The organism is Rickettsia endosymbiont of Thecocarcelia acutangulata (genome assembly GCF_964263195.1).
GTDB lineage: Bacteria > Pseudomonadota > Alphaproteobacteria > Rickettsiales > Rickettsiaceae > Rickettsia > Rickettsia felis.
In genome coordinates this window covers 601628-619162 of the sequence record NZ_OZ181652.1, presented here as the reverse complement: position 1 = coordinate 619162, position 17535 = coordinate 601628, and the positions used below count along the sequence as shown (strand labels likewise).

The window sequence follows — 17535 nt, the reverse complement described above, 5'->3', positions numbered from 1 at the left end:
GATATTCCTGAATCAATGTATAAATAGTGGTGGTTTGCCTTTCAAACCACATATTAAGATTCCTAATGAAAAGACTATAAAAACTTTTGAGGATACAGATAAGCAAATTGGCTTAACTATCTCAAATAATACAAAAGAAATGTTTAATAAGTTAGGCATCTAATTTATATCGTCATTGCGAGCAGCCGTAGGCTGCGTGGCAATCTCATCAAATATCCTGAGATTGCTTCGTCAATTACTACGTAATTTCCTCGCAATGACGAAAAAGCTGTTAATACTATTTGGTCTAAGAAAATACTGCTCGCTCGACTGCATCTGTACTATGTTGTACTAAATCCTTAGCGATTTCTTTAGTAACCATCTTTTTTAGACCGTTTTTAAGTTCTTGTCTAACACATCCAAGCATCTGCGGTTCTGCTACAATAATCAATTCCTTATATTTAGCTTGATCAGCAGTAGTTACTTTCTCTAAATGTTTAATAACGCTCCTTGCTGCTTCTTTATGTTCTATGTCTTTTAGCGAAGTATGCGGCTCAAAAAGTGATCCTGGGGTAGATTTATTCTGGTAAAGGCTTTGTCTTTTTTCTCTATGGTGATGATGTTCCTCTAAATCTAAAGATAATTTTAAAGGTTTATTAGTAGTAATTTTAATACCCAACGCGTCGTAAAGCATCATTTGTTTACTATCGATAACTGCAATTAATTTTAACGGTGCTGTACTTACCATAAATACCTCCATAAGAACTAGGTTGTAATTTTATGATAATACTAATTATTTTTAAAACCTAATATTAATTTAATAATTTTTGCTTTTCACTGTTAATAATTTGCTCAACCTTGTCATTAAGTATACGTACGTCTGTTTGTTCTATTTCTTCTTTTTCTATTACACCTATAATCTTTACCTTTATAGTTCCAGGCTGCTTAAACCAAAAGCCTCTAGGCCAAAATAAACCGGCATTATGAGCCATCATTACAATTGGAACTTTAGTAATTGAAGCAAGCTTTACGGCACTTGGCTTAAATTTCACTGTTCTATCAGGTGGGACTTTGGTTGATTCCGGAAATATTATTAACCATAACCCTTCTTTTATTTTTTCCTGACCTTCTCTTAAAATCTGAGCAACCGAGCTATTAGTACCACGGTCAACCGCAATAGGTTTAACCATCCGAAGTCCCCAACCAAGCAAGGGTATATTAAATAATTCACGCTTTAATACCCAAGAATGTTTAGGAATAATCAGTTGCATAAACATTTGATCCCAGAAAGATTGGTGATTAGACACGACTATTGAGATTGTTTTCGGTAATTTCTCAAGCCCCTCTACTTCATATTTTAAACCGCAACAAATTTTTGCAAGCCACACAAAAGCATAAGAAAAAATAATGGCAATTCTGTATCTTATTTGATAGTTGACATTAAAAAATGTTACGGGTATGTAACATATAAGAAAAAAAATAAATGTAAATAACGATAATAATCCGTAAAATGATAAAATTCTTAAACGCCAAAGCATAATTTAACAAAAAATTAATATAATTTAGTATACGAAAATCAACTTGAAAAAGAGCAAGGCGTTTTGAGATTTTTAACCGCAGCGTAGTTAAATCTACGTGAGGATTAAAAATGAAAAACAACGTAGCCAATTTTTCAAGTTCATCTAGTATATATAACATAATTTTACAACGAGTAAAATAAATAAGGTATTATAATGAAAAAAACTGTTCTTTCCGGTGTGCAAGCAACCGGTTCTTTACATCTCGGTAACTATTTAGGTTCAATTAGAAACTGGGTTAAAATGCAGGAAGAATATAATTGTTTTTTCTTCTTAGCGGATTTGCATGCTATCACGGTTGATATTAAGCCCTTAGAACTTAATAATTCAATTATGGAAACTCTTGCAGTTTATCTAGCAGCAGGGCTAGAGCCAGACAAAGTAACGATTTTTGCCCAAAGTATGGTGAAAGAGCATGCAGAGCTTGCTTGGCTACTAAACTGTGTTACACCGCTTGGATGGTTAAAGCGAATGACGCAATTTAAAGATAAAGCCGGAAGCGATCAAGAGAAAGCTTACCTTGGGTTATTTTCCTATCCGGTACTTATGGCAGCGGATATATTGATATATAAAGCCGATATAGTACCTGTCGGTGAAGACCAAAAACAGCATCTAGAACTAACAAGAGATATTGCAGGGGTGATAAATAGAAAATTTGATAAAGAAATTCTAAAAGTTCCTGAACCGCTAATTAATGGTTCAGGTACAAGAATCATGAGCTTACGGGATGGATTAAAGAAAATGAGTAAATCTGATATATCTGATTTCGCTCGTATTAATTTGAAAGATGATAACGCTCTTATTCATCAAAAAATAAAAAAAGCCAAAACCGATCATTTAAGCTTTGTTAGCTATGATAAAGAAACAAGACCGGAAATTAGTAATTTATTAGATATTTATAGAAGTTTATCCGAAGAAAGTTTAGAAAAAATAATCAATAATTATCAGAACCAAGGTTTTGCAAAATTTAAAGAAGATTTAGCAGAAATTATTATTACAAATCTACAACCGATACGTGATAAATATTTAGAATTAATGAATGATAAAGAATATTTATTAAAAATACTACGCATTGGAGCAGAAAAAGCAAGAATTAGAGCCTCTGAAACGGTTAACGAAGTGAAAGAACAATTCGGATTTGTAATTTAAATTCAACTTCTTTTACTATATTTCAAGATTTCCCTTGAAATATATAAGATTATTTGGTATGAATCTTCTTGGATAGGTGGCCGAGCGGTTTAAGGCACTAGTCTTGAAAACTGGCGTACGGGCAACCGTACCGTGGGTTCGAATCCCACCCTATCCGCCAGCCAGCATATTATGGTCTTTTAGCCTAAAATTCTTTACTATATTACATTTATACCTAATTGTTAAATCCATACTAGGGATATGAAACAACAGACAAAGAATCCTCTTACTACCGAAGCTCTTCTTAAAGAAGCTTTGCTATTTGCAGAAATAGAAAGCAAATATTATGAACCTGCACTTTACGGTATAACTGATGGAAAGGCAATAGGTACTTATTTAGAACATAAGTTTAAAGCATATATTACACATAACTTATGAATATGTTAAAGGTAATGCAGCTTTTGGAGTAGATTTTCCAATTCTTGAAATAGACATAAAAGTAACTAGTATTAAACAACCACAATCTTCATGCCCATATAAATCAGCACGACAAAAAATTTATGGACTTGGGTATAGTTTACTTGTATTTGTATATGAAAAATTTGATGATGTAAAAAACCACACAGCTTGCCTTGATATACAACATACAATTTTTATTGATAAAAACAGAACTTCTGATTATCAAACTACGAGAGGTATTGGTGAAATTTTAGAACGTGATGGAAATGTGGATGATCTTATTGCGTTCATTCAGGATAAAAATCTGCCAATTGATGAAATAGAAGCAAAAAATATAGCCGAGGAAATATTAATAAATCACCCTATACAAGGATATTTAACAATTTCAAATGCATTACAATGGAGACTGCAATATAGTAGAGTTATACAAAAAGCTGGAGAGATTGAAGGTATTCATAAAATAAGATAGAATTAAAAAGGCTAATATGCCAAAAGTATTAAACACGAAAAATGTCAAATCATTTGGAGATTTTCAAACGCCAAAAGATTTTTCAATTCAAGTATTAAAATGTGTTAAAAAATCTCTTCCCTTTCAGCCACAGTCTATTTTAGAACCTACTTGCGGTAAAGGTTCTTTTTTATTTGCTGCTACCGACGTATTTTCTACTGCTAACTCTTATACAGGAGTTGAAATTAATAAATCTTATATTCAAGATTTATTTGATAACATTTATAACCAAAATATTAAGGATCGTATTAACTTAGTTAACGATGATTTTTTTACATTAGATTGGGATAAAATACTTTCTTCATTAATAGAACCTATTCTTATTACTGGTAATCCGCCTTGGGTTACAAATTCTAACATTAGTACCATGAAAGGAACAAATCTCCCAATAAAAAATAACTTTCAAGGTAGAAATGGAATTGAAGCTATTACTGGAAAAGCAAATTTTGATATCTCTGAATGGATGATTCTCAAATACTTAGAGTGGTTAGAACACAAACAAGGAGCTTTAGCAATTTTATGTAAAACCTGTGTGGCAAGAAAAATTCTTTCTTATATTTGGAAACATAAAAAGCCTTTTATAAATGCTTCAATTTATAAAATCAATGCATTAGCAATATTCGGTGCTGCTGTGGATGCTTGTTTATTTGTAGTAGTTACAGGGAATTCTAATAACAAAGAAGAATGCCGTATTTATGAAAACATAGAAGATGAATTACCAACACAATATATTAGTTATAAAGACGATATGATTATAGCAAATATAGATAATTATATGAATCTTTCTTATCTCAAGGGTATAAATACCTTTTATACATGGCGTTCAGGAATAAAACACGATTGTAGTCATATAATGGAACTTACAATCAATGGTAATATTTTAATTAATGGTGTTGGGGAAAAGGTAGCAGTAGAAGAAAAACATTTATATCCATTATTAAAAAGTTCAGATTTTGGTAATGAACGAGTAAAAGAGTATAGAAAATGCTTAATTGTAACTCAAAAATTTGTAGGTGAAGATACTAGCAATATAAAATCCTATGTACCATTAACGTGGGAATATTTACAATCTCATGCACAGGCTTTAGCCAATAGAAAAAGTTCTATTTATATAAAAAAACCTCTTTTTTCAATTTTTGGAGTAGGTAAATATTCTTTTTCTCCTTGGAAAGTTGCTACTTCTTCTTTATATAAGAACCTTAAATTTTTCTCTATAGGACCTATGGATAATAAGCCAGTTGTTTTTGATGATACAGTTTATTTTTTACCTTGTAGCTCAGAAAAAGAAGCTAAATTTATATGCGAATTATTAAATTCCCATACTGCTCGATCGTTTTTAGAGTCATTTATTTTTTGGAATGAAAAACGCCCTATCACCATCGATATTCTCAAACGTCTCTCAATAGAAAATTTAATACAGTATCTTAACCTTAAAGATGAGTGGCTATTATGCTTCAGTGATACAAGCTATTAACAAAGTTATTGAATAAAAATACTAATCAATCCAGTTGATTTAACATCATCTTAGCGGCTTTTATGGCTGATTCTTTTGAGGTTTTTATATTGGTAGTTTCGGTATGGAATGTTATTTTACTGCAATCGAGGTTGCCGAGCATGAAATCGGTTTGTATATTATCCGCATCTAGATATTTTGAATAAGCAGCAATCGGTGTACGGCAATTAGCATCTAGATATTCTAAAAAAGCTCTTTCGGGTTTTATTAGTTCAAAGGTAGGAATATGATTAATTTGGTTACATATCTCAAGCATAGCATTATCATTTTGTCGTATTTTGACTGCAATGACCCCCTGCCCTATACATGGTAACATCTGTGAATACTCTATCAAATGGCAATATTCCGGATTAAACGCCCTGAGCCTTTTCAGCCCAGCATATGCTAAAATTGTTGCATCAACTTCCGCATTCATTAGCTTTTTTATTCTTGAATCAATATTCCCCCTAAAAACCGTTACCTTTAAATCCGATCTTATTTTTTGGATGAATGCTTTTCTTCGTACTGCCGAGCTACCTATTACGGCATTTTGCGGCAGCTCTTCTATGGATTTATAATTTAAACATACAAACACGTCTCTAGGGTCTTCACGCTCTAAAACAGCAGCTATTACTAGCTCTTCGGGTATTTTACCGGGTACGTCTTTTAAAGAATGAACCGCTAAATCAATTTTTTTGTCAAGCAAGGCTTGCTCTATTTCCTTTAAAAATAAAGCTTTACCTCCTATATCGTATAATGGTTTATTTTGGATTAAATCACCGCTAGTAATAATGGGTACTATTTCACAATTAATATGAGGGAAATATTGCTTGATTTGCTCTATTACTAAATTAGTTTGAATTAAAGCAAGCGGACTTTTTCTTGTACCTATTCTGATAGAATTTGTCATTTGTTTTCTACTATTTCAAAAGGGCTAGTAAAGCTTAAAACATTACTGTTTATAATTACTTCATGATTCATAATAACCGGATGATTTACCTCTCCATACCCTATTTCGTGAGCTTTATAAGCTTCTATATGCGGAATATGATTTAAACAAAAACTTTTTATAGTTTGTTCTACAAACTCATCCCCTTTAGTAAAATCACCGAAAATTATTGCTTCTAAACATTCAAATGTACCGGCATTTTTTAATTGAACTAGATTACGATGCACGGCATAGGCTTTTTCATTAATATCTTCAAGCAGTAATATATTACCCTTTTTTAGGTCAATAGAAGTTCCTATCAATTTGCTAAAAACCGTTAAATTGCAGCCTGTTATATTTTCTTCGCTAATTTTATTTATAGGTATAAGTTGTATTTCACTCTTTTTCCCTTCAAGAACATCTATTATAGGAATAATAGCCTGATTAGTAGGCGGTAGTAACGATGTTAATACTGAACCGTGAATAGTTGTGATATTGTAATGGTTATTTAGTAATAAATGCAAAACGGTAATATCGCTATAGCCTATCAGGATTTTATCCCCTTTTTGCTTTATATTAAAAAAACCTTCTACAAATTCACTGCATCCATATCCACCGCGAAAAGCCCAAATTATTTTAACCTGCTCATTTTCCATAGCCTTCTTTAAACATTCTCAGCCTTTCCTCTTTGGAGCAGCGAAAAAGGACAATTCATCACCTAAAAAAATCTTATTATCTATTAAAGTTTTAAAACCATGCAAAGCTAGTATTTTAATAGCTTCCTTTAATTTATCTTGTGCCTCCAGACAGCTTGACGCCGGTGCTATAATTGATATCAAATCTCGTTGTTTGTTAAAAATAATCTTTTTCATAATAATGTCATACCGTGACCCAGCCACGGTATCCAGATAAAAATGTTAAAAAGTGCCTATTATAAGTTGTTGTTCTGGATACCATGGAGGGGCTACGGTATGACAGCAAAAAGTACTGGATTCCCGCTTCTGCGGGAATCACATTAAAATTATAATAGTTATACGAAGGTCAATTTCAAAAAGAGCAAGGAGTCTGCAAGGCGAGGAGCGGAGCGTATACTTAATACGTGAGTACCGCAGAACTTGCTAGACGACGACGCCAATTTTTGAAATTCACCGAGTATAAGGCATTGTGAAAATAAACTGAGTCTTGCCCTGTTTATCGTTTTCTGCCCAAATTTTTCCGGCGTGCAGTTCTATTACTTTCTTACAGAGAGCAAGCCCTACTCCTCTACCTCCTGCCGGTGTATGTGTTTTAGAGCTCACGACAAATACGCCGAATATACTCTGCAATTCCTCTTTTGGCACTCCTATTCCATCGTCTTTTATACTGAATAAAATACTATATTTCTGCTTTTGTAAATCAATTTTTATTATTCCCTCACTACAATAGCTGAGAGCATTAATTATTAGATTATCGAATGTGTGTTTAATATAATGAGGATCACAGTTAAATATTATATTCTCTTCAATATCAGATACAAAATTTAAGGTTTTGCCGTTTAGATATAATTTCTTACATATTTTAATCCTTTCATGCAGCACTTCGCTTAAGTTTATATCTTCTTTATTTAATTCATAATTAAAACTGGATAATTTTGAGAAATCTAGAATATTATTTATCAAGCTATTTAATCTAATAGAGCTTTTAGCTATAATCTCTACGGCACTACGGCGTTGATCTTCATTAAATTTATCATAATTAGCCCATAAGGTTTCACCAAGGCTAATAATACCAGTTAGCGGCGTATTGATTTCATGGTTTATATTACGTAAGAACTCATGTTTCAAATCAAGTAACTTCTCTAATTCCTGCTCTCTATAATTAACTCTATTACCTAAATGAGTATTTTTTAGGTTAACTAATCTTTCTTGCTCCTGCCTTGGTTTTAAGAATACTATTAAAAAGCTACTAAATAAGGTTAGGAAATATATTACTTTGAATTGAAAACTATCTATGCTAATTAATAACTTCTCATCCATAAAATATTTATAAAACTCTATACTAGCAAACACTCCTGTAACGGTCATAAGTAAAGTAGCTTGCCACCTGAATATCGTTGCAATTATAAGTAAGTTAATTATCGAACACATTAATTGCAACTGATCAAAACTATTTGATATGACAAGTAAACTACCGAAAAATATTAATATAACGAAAGTAGCAACAAACCAAGATAAAGATATAATATAATTCTTTTTAAATTTTAAAGACCATAAAGGATAAGTGATTAATATTGCAGCAGTGATAAGGGTGGTATGGTAAATAATATTATATATATCCAAATGGTTCATTATTTTACTACCCGATGTGGTATATAAAGATGAGAACATCGATATTAAAATAAATATACCGACATAGCTATAAGTAATTTCTTGATTTGGTAAGGTGCTTTCCCAATATTTAAAGATGTTAAAATTCTTAAGATCACGAAATAAAGTCAAAAATTTTCTTTTTCTCTCTTGCTTGATTATTTTAACGGCTAGCGGCTCTTTTAAAGAATTAAATCCTCCTGGTTGTTTTAAAATATAATGACTTCCAAGGAAAAAGATTAAATTTACGATAGTTGCAGGCAATATCGGATAAATACCTAAAACTGCTCTTAAAGAAAATACTTGCCACAATATAATAGTTAATATTGCAGCAATCATACCGATAAAAAAACTTTTGGCACTTGATTTAAAACCGTATATTAACAAAATTAACGGCAAAGTGATTAGCGGCAAATAGATACTAGTTAACAATAGAAATAGATTTATTAAATCTTTCGTATAGAGTGATATAATAAAACCTATTAATCCTATAGTAATTGCCGTTATATAATTATACTTTAGAGAAATTTTTTTAATGATATCATTAGTAAAAGTTACCGCTGCAACGTTAATATAAGAGTTAGTACTTGAGATTATCATTGCCATAATAACACCGACAATTAACCCCTTAAATCCTATATAACTTTTAATAATCCGTAAAAACAATTCATTAGTGTTAACACTTGGATCTTGAGATAGTAATAATATTACAATCCAAATAAATAAGGCGGATAAACAAAGACAAATAATTGCCGAAATAAAAAATGTTTTTGATATTTGCTTTGTGTCTTTTGCCATCAATATTCTTTGAAAAATTGAAGGACCAAGCGACGGAATCGCAAAATATATAAAAATATTTAAAGAAATCCAAAATTTAGGGCTAGTATAGTGAAACAATCCTTGTAAATCAGTTAGACGAGTCTGTACGTTTGAGTCTATAACTATATGCGGATCGCTAAAAACATTCCATACGACAATTCCTATTACCGGAATAATTGCACTATAGGTAAAAAACTGTACGGCTTCGGTAAAAGTAACCGATTTTACACCGCCAAAAGCAGAATAGCTTATTATTACGGTGGCAATACATAAATCTATGTAAAAATTTGAAATATTAAAGAATAGCTGTAATATTAAACTTGCTACGTGGAATTGCATGGCAATCCTACCTATAGACATTAATATACTAACTATCGACGTAAGAATACGAACTTTGTTATCGTAAGCCTCCCCTATTATTTCCGCTGCCGATAAGCTACCCAAAAAATTCTCAAAACGAGGAGCTATAAAGTAACTAATTAATAACCAACTAACGACGCTACCAAATATACTAGGTAATAAGTAAAATAATCCATCTGTATATATTCTTGAATTATCAATTAAAAAAGTACTAGTACCGATCCAAGTAGCAATAAGAGTTGCAACTATCGTACCTGTAGAAAAATTCCTTTTTCCTATAGCATATTCGCGAATGTTTTTTATATTTTTGATATTTAGAAGTCCAGCTAGCAAATTAATCGCTAAAAAGCTAGTAAAAATGAGGAGAGCTATATTTGGCATAGAGTTAAGTTATAGGGATTTTCTATGCAAATAATAATAAAGATAAAAAAAGAAACAAACTATATTTTTGTGGATATAAAGAAATATCGAAAAACGCATTCGGTGTCATCCCGTGGCTTGACCACGGGATCCAAAAAAATAATAAAAAATACTAGTAATTTTAGTATTTTTAACTGGATCCCAGGAACTTCGTCCCGAGATTGTAAAGGTTACGTAATTCGACGAAGCAATATCAGGAGGTTTGACGAGATTGCCACGTCAAGGCTTCGCCTTTCCTTGCAATGACGTTAAAAACGAACCATGCGAGCAAGGCTATGACGAGGCGACTCTTATTCATAAAGATTAAATGCAATAATTGAGATTTAATCTTACATTTAGTAAAATAAGATAAATATTAAATGGAGGATTAGAGATGAATCTAAATCAAAAAATAATAAAGCCAAAAATAGGATTACTAGAATTAGCTAAGAGTCTTGGTAGTATATCGTCCGCCTGTAAAGCAATGGGATACAGCAGTGACAGTTATTATAGGTTCAAAGAGCTATATGAAACTGGTGGAGAAGAGGCGTTATATGAGATTAGCAGGAAGAAGCCAATTATAGCAAATAGAGTTGAACCAGCAGTAGAGAGAGCAGTATTAGATATGGCAATAGAATACCCAGCTTATGGTCAGATGAGAGTATCAAATAAGCTTAAAAAGACTGGTATTCTTGTATCACCTGGAGGAGTTAGATCGATTTGGCTACGTAAATGATTTAAATAATATCAATAAAAGACTTAAAGCATTAGAAGCAAAGATGGCTCAAGATGGTATTGTTCTTACCGAAGCTCAGTTACAAGTATTAGAGAAACGGCGTAGCGAAAAAGAAGCCCATGGTGAGATTGATACACAGCATCCAGGTTATCTAGGATGCCAAGATACATATTATGTAGGTAATTTTAAAGGTATAGGCAAGGTATATTCTCAGGTATTTATTGATAGCTATACTAGGGTCGCAGATGCTAAATTATATACTGATAAAACAGCTCTTACCGCTGCTGACATGCTTAATGATAGAGTACTGCCGTGGTATGAGAGTCAGCAAATACCAGTGCTTCGTATTCTAACTGATAGAGGTGGTGAATATAAAGGAAATATAGAACATCATGCTTTTGAATTGTTCTTAAGCATTGAGGGCATTGAACATAACACTACTAAAGCATATTCTCCTCAAACAAATGGTATGTGTGAACGTTTTAATAAAACTATGAAGCAAGAATTATTTGATATGGCTATGCGTAAAAAGATTTATACTGATCTTGATGATCTACAACTTGACCTTGATATTTGGTTAGAACATTATAATAATGAAAGACCTCATTCTGGGAAATATTGTTATGGTAAAAATCCTATGCAGACCTTCAAGGATAGTAAGAAGTTAGCTGTTGAAAAGAATAATGAAATCTTATATCTTGAATACTCATCTGACAGTCATAACTTATCAAACATTCAGATATAATTTTTATAGTGTCTGTAAGATTAAATCTTGACTTCTACAATCCATTTGAGTTTGAAATAAACTTATATTTTGATTACTCGGATTATTAGTAATAAGCTGATATTTATTTAAATATGTATTTACATAAATATTTATTGCAGAATATAAAGTATCTTGACCAAGATCGTTAATATCTAAACCTAACGACTTTAATTTTTCGGTTTGGTCTTTACGGAAATCATCAGAAATATGCGGCTCCATAGCAACACGGAAAAAATTATGAATTTGTGCTTTTTCAGCTGCAACAAATTTATCCATTATTTGAGAATTATTATGAAATACATCCATTACCTTAGAGCTATTACTCCAAACACCCCATTCAAATATAGTATTACCGTTTGCATCTTTCTTATCCAATTAGTTTCAGAAATAGAAATCATTTTGCTTAATATCTGTACAGCAGTATTTTCTAAAGCATTTTTAACGTTCTGATCTTGTTGTTGAGGTATTAAATTACAAAGAGTTTCAAAAATATTAAGATTGTTGTTAACATTATTTACATTATCTTTATTTAAAGCCGTTGGTACAGACATTATATCTTGTATACGTCCGGTATTAAGTAATTCAAAAGGTGTACGTGTATCAGGAATATTAATATCAAGACCTATTTGTTTAAATTTTTCGATTTGCTCGTTTTGGAACGTAGAGGCAAGATGGTTTGATTTTAAAACACGTGTAAAATTTTGCATTTGTGCTTTTTCAATTGCTATAAACTTCGTTGTTGTATATGGATTTTTATGAAACACATTCATAATTTCAGAAGAACCGCTCCAAATACCCCATTCAAGTATAGTATTACCGGCTCCATCTTTCTTACCCCAATTAGTTTCAGGGATGGCAATCATTTTGCCTAATGTTTGTATTGCAGTATTTTCTAAAATATTTTTAACATTCTTATCTTGCTGTTGAGGTATTAAATTACAAAGAGCTTCAAAAATATTAAGGCTGTTGTTAAGCTCATTAACATTAGTTCCATTTAAAAACTGCGGTATATATTGTATGTTTTGTATATTTCCTGAAGTTAACAACTGAAAAGGTGTAGTCATAAAAGTATCCAATTTATATTAATTTTTTATAAAAAATACCATGAAATATGGTTTACATCTAGTTATAATAGATATAATACATGAGAACTTAATGAATGTCAAGTAATTATTAAAAAATTAACTAATTATTTAATACCAAGGTGCGAGAGATAAGTTTATTTTAATTCCTTTAACTGTGATATCAGATTTTTTACAGGCAAGATATTTTTCTTCTTTAATTAAGGCGATTGCTTTATTACGGTAACTTGAGCATATTAAGCCGATTTTATCGTTATCTGCGAGTATTTCTTCATCTTTAACTAATGAGGATAAATCTTCATCTGCTGTAATTTTATATATCTTTCTTCTTATAACCCCTTGATATTTAGCTCTTGAAATAACTTCCTGCCCAACATAACAGCCTTTATCAAAACTAATTGCATTTAACTCCTCAGCACCGTACATATTTGGAATGGATTTATCTGTGATTAAATCTTCCACACCGTCTATTATTGCGAAATTATATTTATCTTCTAGATATATTAGATTCCCGCTTTCGCAGAGAGATGTTGTTGCGTAGTTCTCCAAACCGTCATTGCGAGTGACCATAGGGAGCGTGGCAATCTCAGGAATTTTGTCCGAGATTGCTTCGTCGACGCCCATGGCGTCTTCTCGCAATGACAAAAAAGATGACACGATTGAGCGAAAACCAAGCATAGAATATCTCGGATCACGAGACGTAACTAGCGTGTCTATATCTAATTTTTGATGTGAATAGACAATTTTATATTCGTCACTACAATCTATTATTTGTATTTTTGAGCGAAATTTATAAAAGTTTAAATGCTCTATCAAAGCAGCTTTATTGCTTTTATCAATATCAAGGTAAATTTCCTCAAGCTTATGAACATATACGAAAAAATCAAATAAATATCTTCCTTGATTATTAAGCAAATAGGTATAACAGTAGCTGCTCTTACAAATATCATTGGTAACAAGATTTTGTAGGAACTTTACCGAATCTAAACCTATTATTTTGATAATCTCTCTATTACTTAATATTTCATACATAATTATAATATTATTGACTTTATAGGTGCCTAACTACTATACTCTAAATTTATATAAATTAAACTTAATAATCATGAGATGTTCATCTTACTGTACTTCTTCCGAATATAAGATGAGTGATCTAGTTACTAATTTAAAAAAGATTGGTCTTGAGCCTCAGCATTTTGACGATGTTTTATATATTCGGAAAGAGATAAATAAAGATTCTGATTTTATAGAGATATTTTTCTTTCCGTTTGGCTGTGTAACTATTTGGGGCGGCAATGAAATTCAAGAAAAAATAGTTTTAAACGATACTGATTTAGTAACAGTTAATAAGCTTAAAGAGCTGGTATCTGATTATATTTATTTTGAATATAATACAGAAGTTGAGAAAACATTTATTGATGAAGAAAAAAATAAAATAATCTTAGCAGATAAATCAGTCTTTGTTAAACTTTCTATTTCCCATGCTCTTGCACAATCGGTTAAACTTAGCGTTCTTGAGCAATCCGTTAGTAACTTGATTGTTCAGACCACTCCTATTCAGCAGGAACTAGCTAGAACCGGCAGCGTATCGCTTTCAAAAAAGGAGATATTACAGCAAATAGGTATATTATTTAACGAGCGTTATTCAATCAGTTTGCATAGCGATATATTCGATACTCCGGAATTCTTTTGGCGTCGTCCGAGCTATGAGCCTTTATATCTGATGACAGCAGAATTTCAAGACATAGAAATACGGCAAAATATAATGAATCATCGTCTTAATATGATTCACGAGCTTTTAGACATTCTTTCAAATGACCTTAATTATAAACATTCTACCAAACTTGAGTGGATTATTATTATTTTAATCGGTCTTGAAGTTGTCTTGTCGTTATCTCATACTAATCTTTTCTTAAAAATTATCGGAGCTTTATAAATAGCTTCTATGCAAATTATTGATAATCAAAAAACATTAGAAGAATTTTGTAATAGGTTAGCAAATAAGACATGCTTAAGCATAGATACGGAATTTGAGCGTCGCTATACCTATTATGCTCAGCTTAGTATAATTCAAGTTAAAGCAGAAGAATATTGCGGAATAATTGATGCATTAAGCAATTTAGATCTGAATATTTTTAATAAGTTACTTGCAGATAATAATATTACTAAAATATTTCATGCTCCTCGTGAAGATTTAGAGATTTTCTATAATTTATTTAAAACCCTACCTTCTAATGTTTTTGATATACAAATTGCAGCAAATATTTGCGGATTCGGTAAACAGCTAAGCTATGATGACCTTTGCTATAAGCTAATAGGCATTACTATCGATAAAACCCACCAAAAATCTAACTGGCTAAGACGCCCTATTACTAGTGATATGTTAAATTATGCAATGTTAGATGTGGAGTATTTGTATAAGATATATAAAGAGCTAAATAATATAATTATTAGAAATAATTTAACTAATAAATACCAAACTACTCTTAGTTCTTTATTAGACGTTAGAAATTATAAGGTTGAGCCGAAAAATGCGTGGAAAAAAATAAAATATAGAAGTGATGATGAAAGTTTTAACTGTAAAATTCAAGCACTTGCAGCTTATCGTGAAGAGAACGCACAAACTATAAATATTCCTCGTAAGCATTTTATTTTAGATGAAGATTTAATAAAGCTTAGTAAATACCCGCCATTGAATCACAAGGATTTTAAAAATCTAAATTTAAAAAGCAAATATTTACACAAACAAAAATATAAAGATGAAATAATAAGTTTGTGTAATAACTTATAAGAAAAAAGCTACAAATCAAATAATTTGTAGCCTATATATGCTGTAGAGGTCAAGATTTAATCTTACAGGCACTATAAAAATTATATCTGAATGTCTGATAAGTTATGACTGTCAGATGAGTATTCAAGATATAAGATTTCATTATTCTTTTCAACAGCTAACTTCTTACTATCCTTGAAGGTCTGCATAGGATTTTTACCATAACAATATTTCCCAGAATGAGGTCTTTCATTATTATAATGTTCTAACCAAATATCAAGGTCAAGTTGTAGATCATCAAGATCAGTATAAATCTTTTTACGCATAGCCATATCAAATAATTCTTGCTTCATAGTTTTATTAAAACGTTCACACATACCATTTGTTTGAGGAGAATATGCTTTAGTAGTGTTATGTTCAATGCCCTCAATGCTTAAGAACAATTCAAAAGCATGATGTTCTATATTTCCTTTATATTCACCACCTCTATCAGTTAGAATACGAAGCACTGGTATTTGCTGACTCTCATACCACGGCAGTACTCTATCATTAAGCATGTCAGCAGCGGTAAGAGCTGTTTTATCAGTATATAATTTAGCATCTGCGACCCTAGTATAGCTATCAATAAATACCTGAGAATATACCTTGCCTATACCTTTAAAATTACCTACATAATATGTATCTTGGCATCCTAGATAACCTGGATGCTGTGTATCAATCTCACCATGGGCTTCTTTTTCGCTACGCCGTTTCTCTAATACTTGTAACTGAGCTTCGGTAAGAACAATACCATCTTGAGCCATCTTTGCTTCTAATGCTTTAAGTCTTTTATTGATATTATTTAAATCATTACGTAGCCAAATCGATCTAACTCCTCCAGGTGATACAAGAATACCAGTCTTTTTAAGCTTATTTGATACTCTCATCTGACCATAAGCTGGGTATTCTATTGCCATATCTAATACTGCTCTCTCTACTGCTGGTTCAACTCTATTTGCTATAATTGGCTTCTTCCTGCTAATCTCATATAACGCCTCTTCTCCACCAGTTTCATATAGCTCTTTGAACCTATAATAACTGTCCCTGCTGTATCCCATTGCTTTACAGGCGGACGATATACTACCAAGACTCTTAGCTAATTCTAGTAATCCTATTTTTGGCTTTATTATTTTTTGATTTAGATTCATCTCTAATCCTCCATTTAATATTTATCTTATTTTACTAAATGTAAGATTAAATCTCAATTATTGTAAGTAAGTATCGTTTTAAGTGCAGCAATAGTGCGGCAATCTTTTTTGATTAAACTCTCAACACATGAGGTAAATAGTATCTCAATACTATTTTGACATATTCATTGTATACATCATCAGGCAAGTTACTAAATGCCTGATCGATGATAAGTATACCTACTCCTATCAATGCTAATTGAAAGCAAATATCTCCAGTCTGAGTATCGCCGGATACTTGTCCTGTTTCTAGCCAATCTCCAACTGCTTGTGCAAAAAAAGCAAAAGGTACACCGAGCAATACAACAATTTTTTTTTATTATATCAACCATTTTATCCTAAGTTGATTTTAGTAATAATAATATACAAATATAATATTTTATACAATTAAAAAAAATTAAGGTTATTATACCGAAATCACAAATTTAAGCTTACGATCATGAGATTCAACCGGAAAATTATCTATTAATTGCTCTTTTAAACAAACTCCGACAGCCAATATATTTCGGTTATTATTAAGATATCGATCAAAATGTCCTTTGCCGTATCCAAGTCTATAACCGTCCTTACTAAACGCAAGTCCTGGGATAATAACTAATTCAGGAATAACACAATCATTATTTATAGGTTCATAGGTTTTAAAAGCACCTAAAGCCAACTGATCGTTATAATGATAAGGACAATATTTTATCTCATTTTTTATAACTTTCGGTAGGAAGAATCTTATTTCAGGATGTAAGTTTGTTATTTCAAGTAAGTTAATTTCGTATTTTAGAGGGTAATAGTGACCAATTGTTTGTACTTTTAACTCCTTTAATAACCGACTAATTTTAGTTATTAAGGATTTTTTGACTAAGTCGGAGGTAATTTTTTCTTGGTTTTTTATTAAAAATTCTTTGAAATAAAGCCGTAGCTCTTGCTTGGTAATTGTTACTGTCATTCCGGTACTCTTCTATGTCAT

Annotated in this window: 17 protein-coding genes, 1 tRNA gene and 3 pseudogenes; 10 read left to right on the top strand and 11 right to left on the bottom strand. The window is 31.4% G+C overall.

The window, feature by feature from the left end:
- The first annotated feature begins 34 nt into the window (after window positions 1–34).
- A complete protein-coding gene (locus tag ACE38Q_RS03320; RefSeq protein WP_500191245.1) occupies window positions 35–163 on the top strand; it encodes a damage-inducible protein J in 129 nt (42 codons plus the stop codon).
- Between the two features lie 7 nt (window positions 164–170).
- Window positions 171–316: pseudogene (locus ACE38Q_RS03315) on the top strand (polysaccharide polymerase); the annotation flags it as partial.
- On the opposite strand, the gene ACE38Q_RS03310 reads toward ACE38Q_RS03315, so the two are convergent.
- Together ACE38Q_RS03310 and ACE38Q_RS03305 are read right to left on the bottom strand one after the other, a co-directional pair.
- Window positions 287–727, bottom strand: a complete 441-nt coding sequence (locus tag ACE38Q_RS03310; protein ID WP_039595012.1) for a host attachment protein — start codon at window positions 725–727, stop codon at window positions 287–289. The pseudogene ACE38Q_RS03315 and the gene ACE38Q_RS03310 overlap by 30 nt on opposite strands.
- 64 nt (window positions 728–791) lie before the next feature.
- Window positions 792–1517 (bottom strand): lysophospholipid acyltransferase family protein, encoded by a 726-nt coding sequence (locus tag ACE38Q_RS03305; protein ID WP_041079573.1) that lies wholly within the window; start codon window positions 1515–1517, stop codon window positions 792–794.
- A 195-nt stretch (window positions 1518–1712) separates the two neighbouring features.
- On the opposite strand from ACE38Q_RS03305, the gene trpS reads away from it, so the two are divergent.
- From trpS to ACE38Q_RS03280, 5 genes are all read left to right on the top strand, one after another.
- Window positions 1713–2705: a tryptophan--tRNA ligase gene (trpS, locus tag ACE38Q_RS03300; protein ID WP_500190088.1), complete on the top strand. Its 993-nt coding sequence runs from the start codon at window positions 1713–1715 to the stop codon at window positions 2703–2705.
- Window positions 2706–2775: 70 nt separating this feature from the next.
- Window positions 2776–2865, top strand: a tRNA-Ser gene (locus tag ACE38Q_RS03295).
- A gap of 80 nt (window positions 2866–2945) precedes the next feature.
- The gene (locus ACE38Q_RS03290; protein ID WP_500190087.1) at window positions 2946–3122 is read left to right on the top strand and encodes a hypothetical protein; all 177 of its coding nucleotides are present in this window, start codon (window positions 2946–2948) and stop codon (window positions 3120–3122) included.
- Window positions 3088–3612: a hypothetical protein gene (locus ACE38Q_RS03285; protein ID WP_500191243.1), complete on the top strand. Its 525-nt coding sequence runs from the start codon at window positions 3088–3090 to the stop codon at window positions 3610–3612. Before ACE38Q_RS03290 ends, ACE38Q_RS03285 begins: the two co-directional genes overlap by 35 nt.
- A gap of 16 nt (window positions 3613–3628) precedes the next feature.
- A complete protein-coding gene (locus ACE38Q_RS03280) occupies window positions 3629–5125 on the top strand; it encodes an N-6 DNA methylase (protein ID WP_500190086.1) in 1497 nt (498 codons plus the stop codon).
- Between the two features lie 25 nt (window positions 5126–5150).
- Here ACE38Q_RS03280 and hemC read toward each other — a convergent pair whose 3' ends face one another.
- From hemC to ACE38Q_RS03265, 3 genes and pseudogenes are all read right to left on the bottom strand, one after another.
- Window positions 5151–6053, bottom strand: coding sequence for a hydroxymethylbilane synthase (gene hemC / locus ACE38Q_RS03275; RefSeq protein ID WP_500190085.1), 903 nt, complete (start codon window positions 6051–6053; stop codon window positions 5151–5153).
- Window positions 6050–6943, bottom strand: a pseudogene (locus ACE38Q_RS03270) (LD-carboxypeptidase). Before ACE38Q_RS03270 ends, hemC begins: the two are co-directional and overlap by 4 nt.
- Window positions 6944–7216: 273 nt before the next feature.
- Window positions 7217–9976: a sodium:solute symporter family transporter gene (locus ACE38Q_RS03265; RefSeq protein WP_500190084.1), complete on the bottom strand. Its 2760-nt coding sequence runs from the start codon at window positions 9974–9976 to the stop codon at window positions 7217–7219.
- A 412-nt stretch (window positions 9977–10388) separates the two neighbouring features.
- On the opposite strand from ACE38Q_RS03265, the pseudogene ACE38Q_RS03260 reads away from it, so the two are divergent.
- Window positions 10389–11475, top strand: a pseudogene (locus tag ACE38Q_RS03260) (IS481 family transposase).
- A gap of 3 nt (window positions 11476–11478) precedes the next feature.
- Here ACE38Q_RS03260 and ACE38Q_RS03255 read toward each other — a convergent pair.
- The 3 genes from ACE38Q_RS03255 to ygfZ all read right to left on the bottom strand — a co-directional run bounded on the left by ACE38Q_RS03255 (window position 11479) and on the right by ygfZ (window position 13610).
- Complete coding sequence (locus ACE38Q_RS03255; protein WP_500190083.1) at window positions 11479–11802, bottom strand: hypothetical protein; 324 nt, start codon at window positions 11800–11802, stop codon at window positions 11479–11481.
- Entirely contained in the window at window positions 11802–12560 is a 759-nt protein-coding gene (locus tag ACE38Q_RS03250; protein WP_500190082.1) for a hypothetical protein, read from the bottom strand. Before ACE38Q_RS03250 ends, ACE38Q_RS03255 begins: the two co-directional genes overlap by 1 nt.
- 129 nt (window positions 12561–12689) lie before the next feature.
- Window positions 12690–13610 (bottom strand): CAF17-like 4Fe-4S cluster assembly/insertion protein YgfZ, encoded by a 921-nt coding sequence (ygfZ, locus tag ACE38Q_RS03245; RefSeq protein WP_500190081.1) that lies wholly within the window; start codon window positions 13608–13610, stop codon window positions 12690–12692.
- 112 nt (window positions 13611–13722) lie between these two features.
- Between ygfZ and ACE38Q_RS03240 the strand changes: the two genes are divergently transcribed.
- Window positions 13723–14514, top strand: coding sequence for an RMD1 family protein (locus ACE38Q_RS03240; protein ID WP_500191241.1), 792 nt, complete (start codon window positions 13723–13725; stop codon window positions 14512–14514).
- Window positions 14515–14523: 9 nt separating this feature from the next.
- Window positions 14524–15369 (top strand): ribonuclease D, encoded by an 846-nt coding sequence (locus ACE38Q_RS03235; RefSeq protein WP_500190080.1) that lies wholly within the window; start codon window positions 14524–14526, stop codon window positions 15367–15369.
- An 80-nt stretch (window positions 15370–15449) separates the two neighbouring features.
- On the opposite strand, the gene ACE38Q_RS03230 is transcribed toward ACE38Q_RS03235, so the two are convergent.
- The 3 genes from ACE38Q_RS03230 to ACE38Q_RS03220 all read right to left on the bottom strand — a co-directional run bounded on the left by ACE38Q_RS03230 (window position 15450) and on the right by ACE38Q_RS03220 (window position 17502).
- Window positions 15450–16535: an IS481 family transposase gene (locus tag ACE38Q_RS03230; protein ID WP_500190024.1), complete on the bottom strand. Its 1086-nt coding sequence runs from the start codon at window positions 16533–16535 to the stop codon at window positions 15450–15452.
- Between the two features lie 112 nt (window positions 16536–16647).
- Window positions 16648–16875: a hypothetical protein gene (locus ACE38Q_RS03225; RefSeq protein ID WP_500190079.1), complete on the bottom strand. Its 228-nt coding sequence runs from the start codon at window positions 16873–16875 to the stop codon at window positions 16648–16650.
- 105 nt (window positions 16876–16980) lie between these two features.
- Window positions 16981–17502, bottom strand: a complete 522-nt coding sequence (locus ACE38Q_RS03220) for a 5-formyltetrahydrofolate cyclo-ligase (RefSeq protein ID WP_500191239.1) — start codon at window positions 17500–17502, stop codon at window positions 16981–16983.
- Between the last annotated feature and the right edge of the window lie 33 nt (window positions 17503–17535).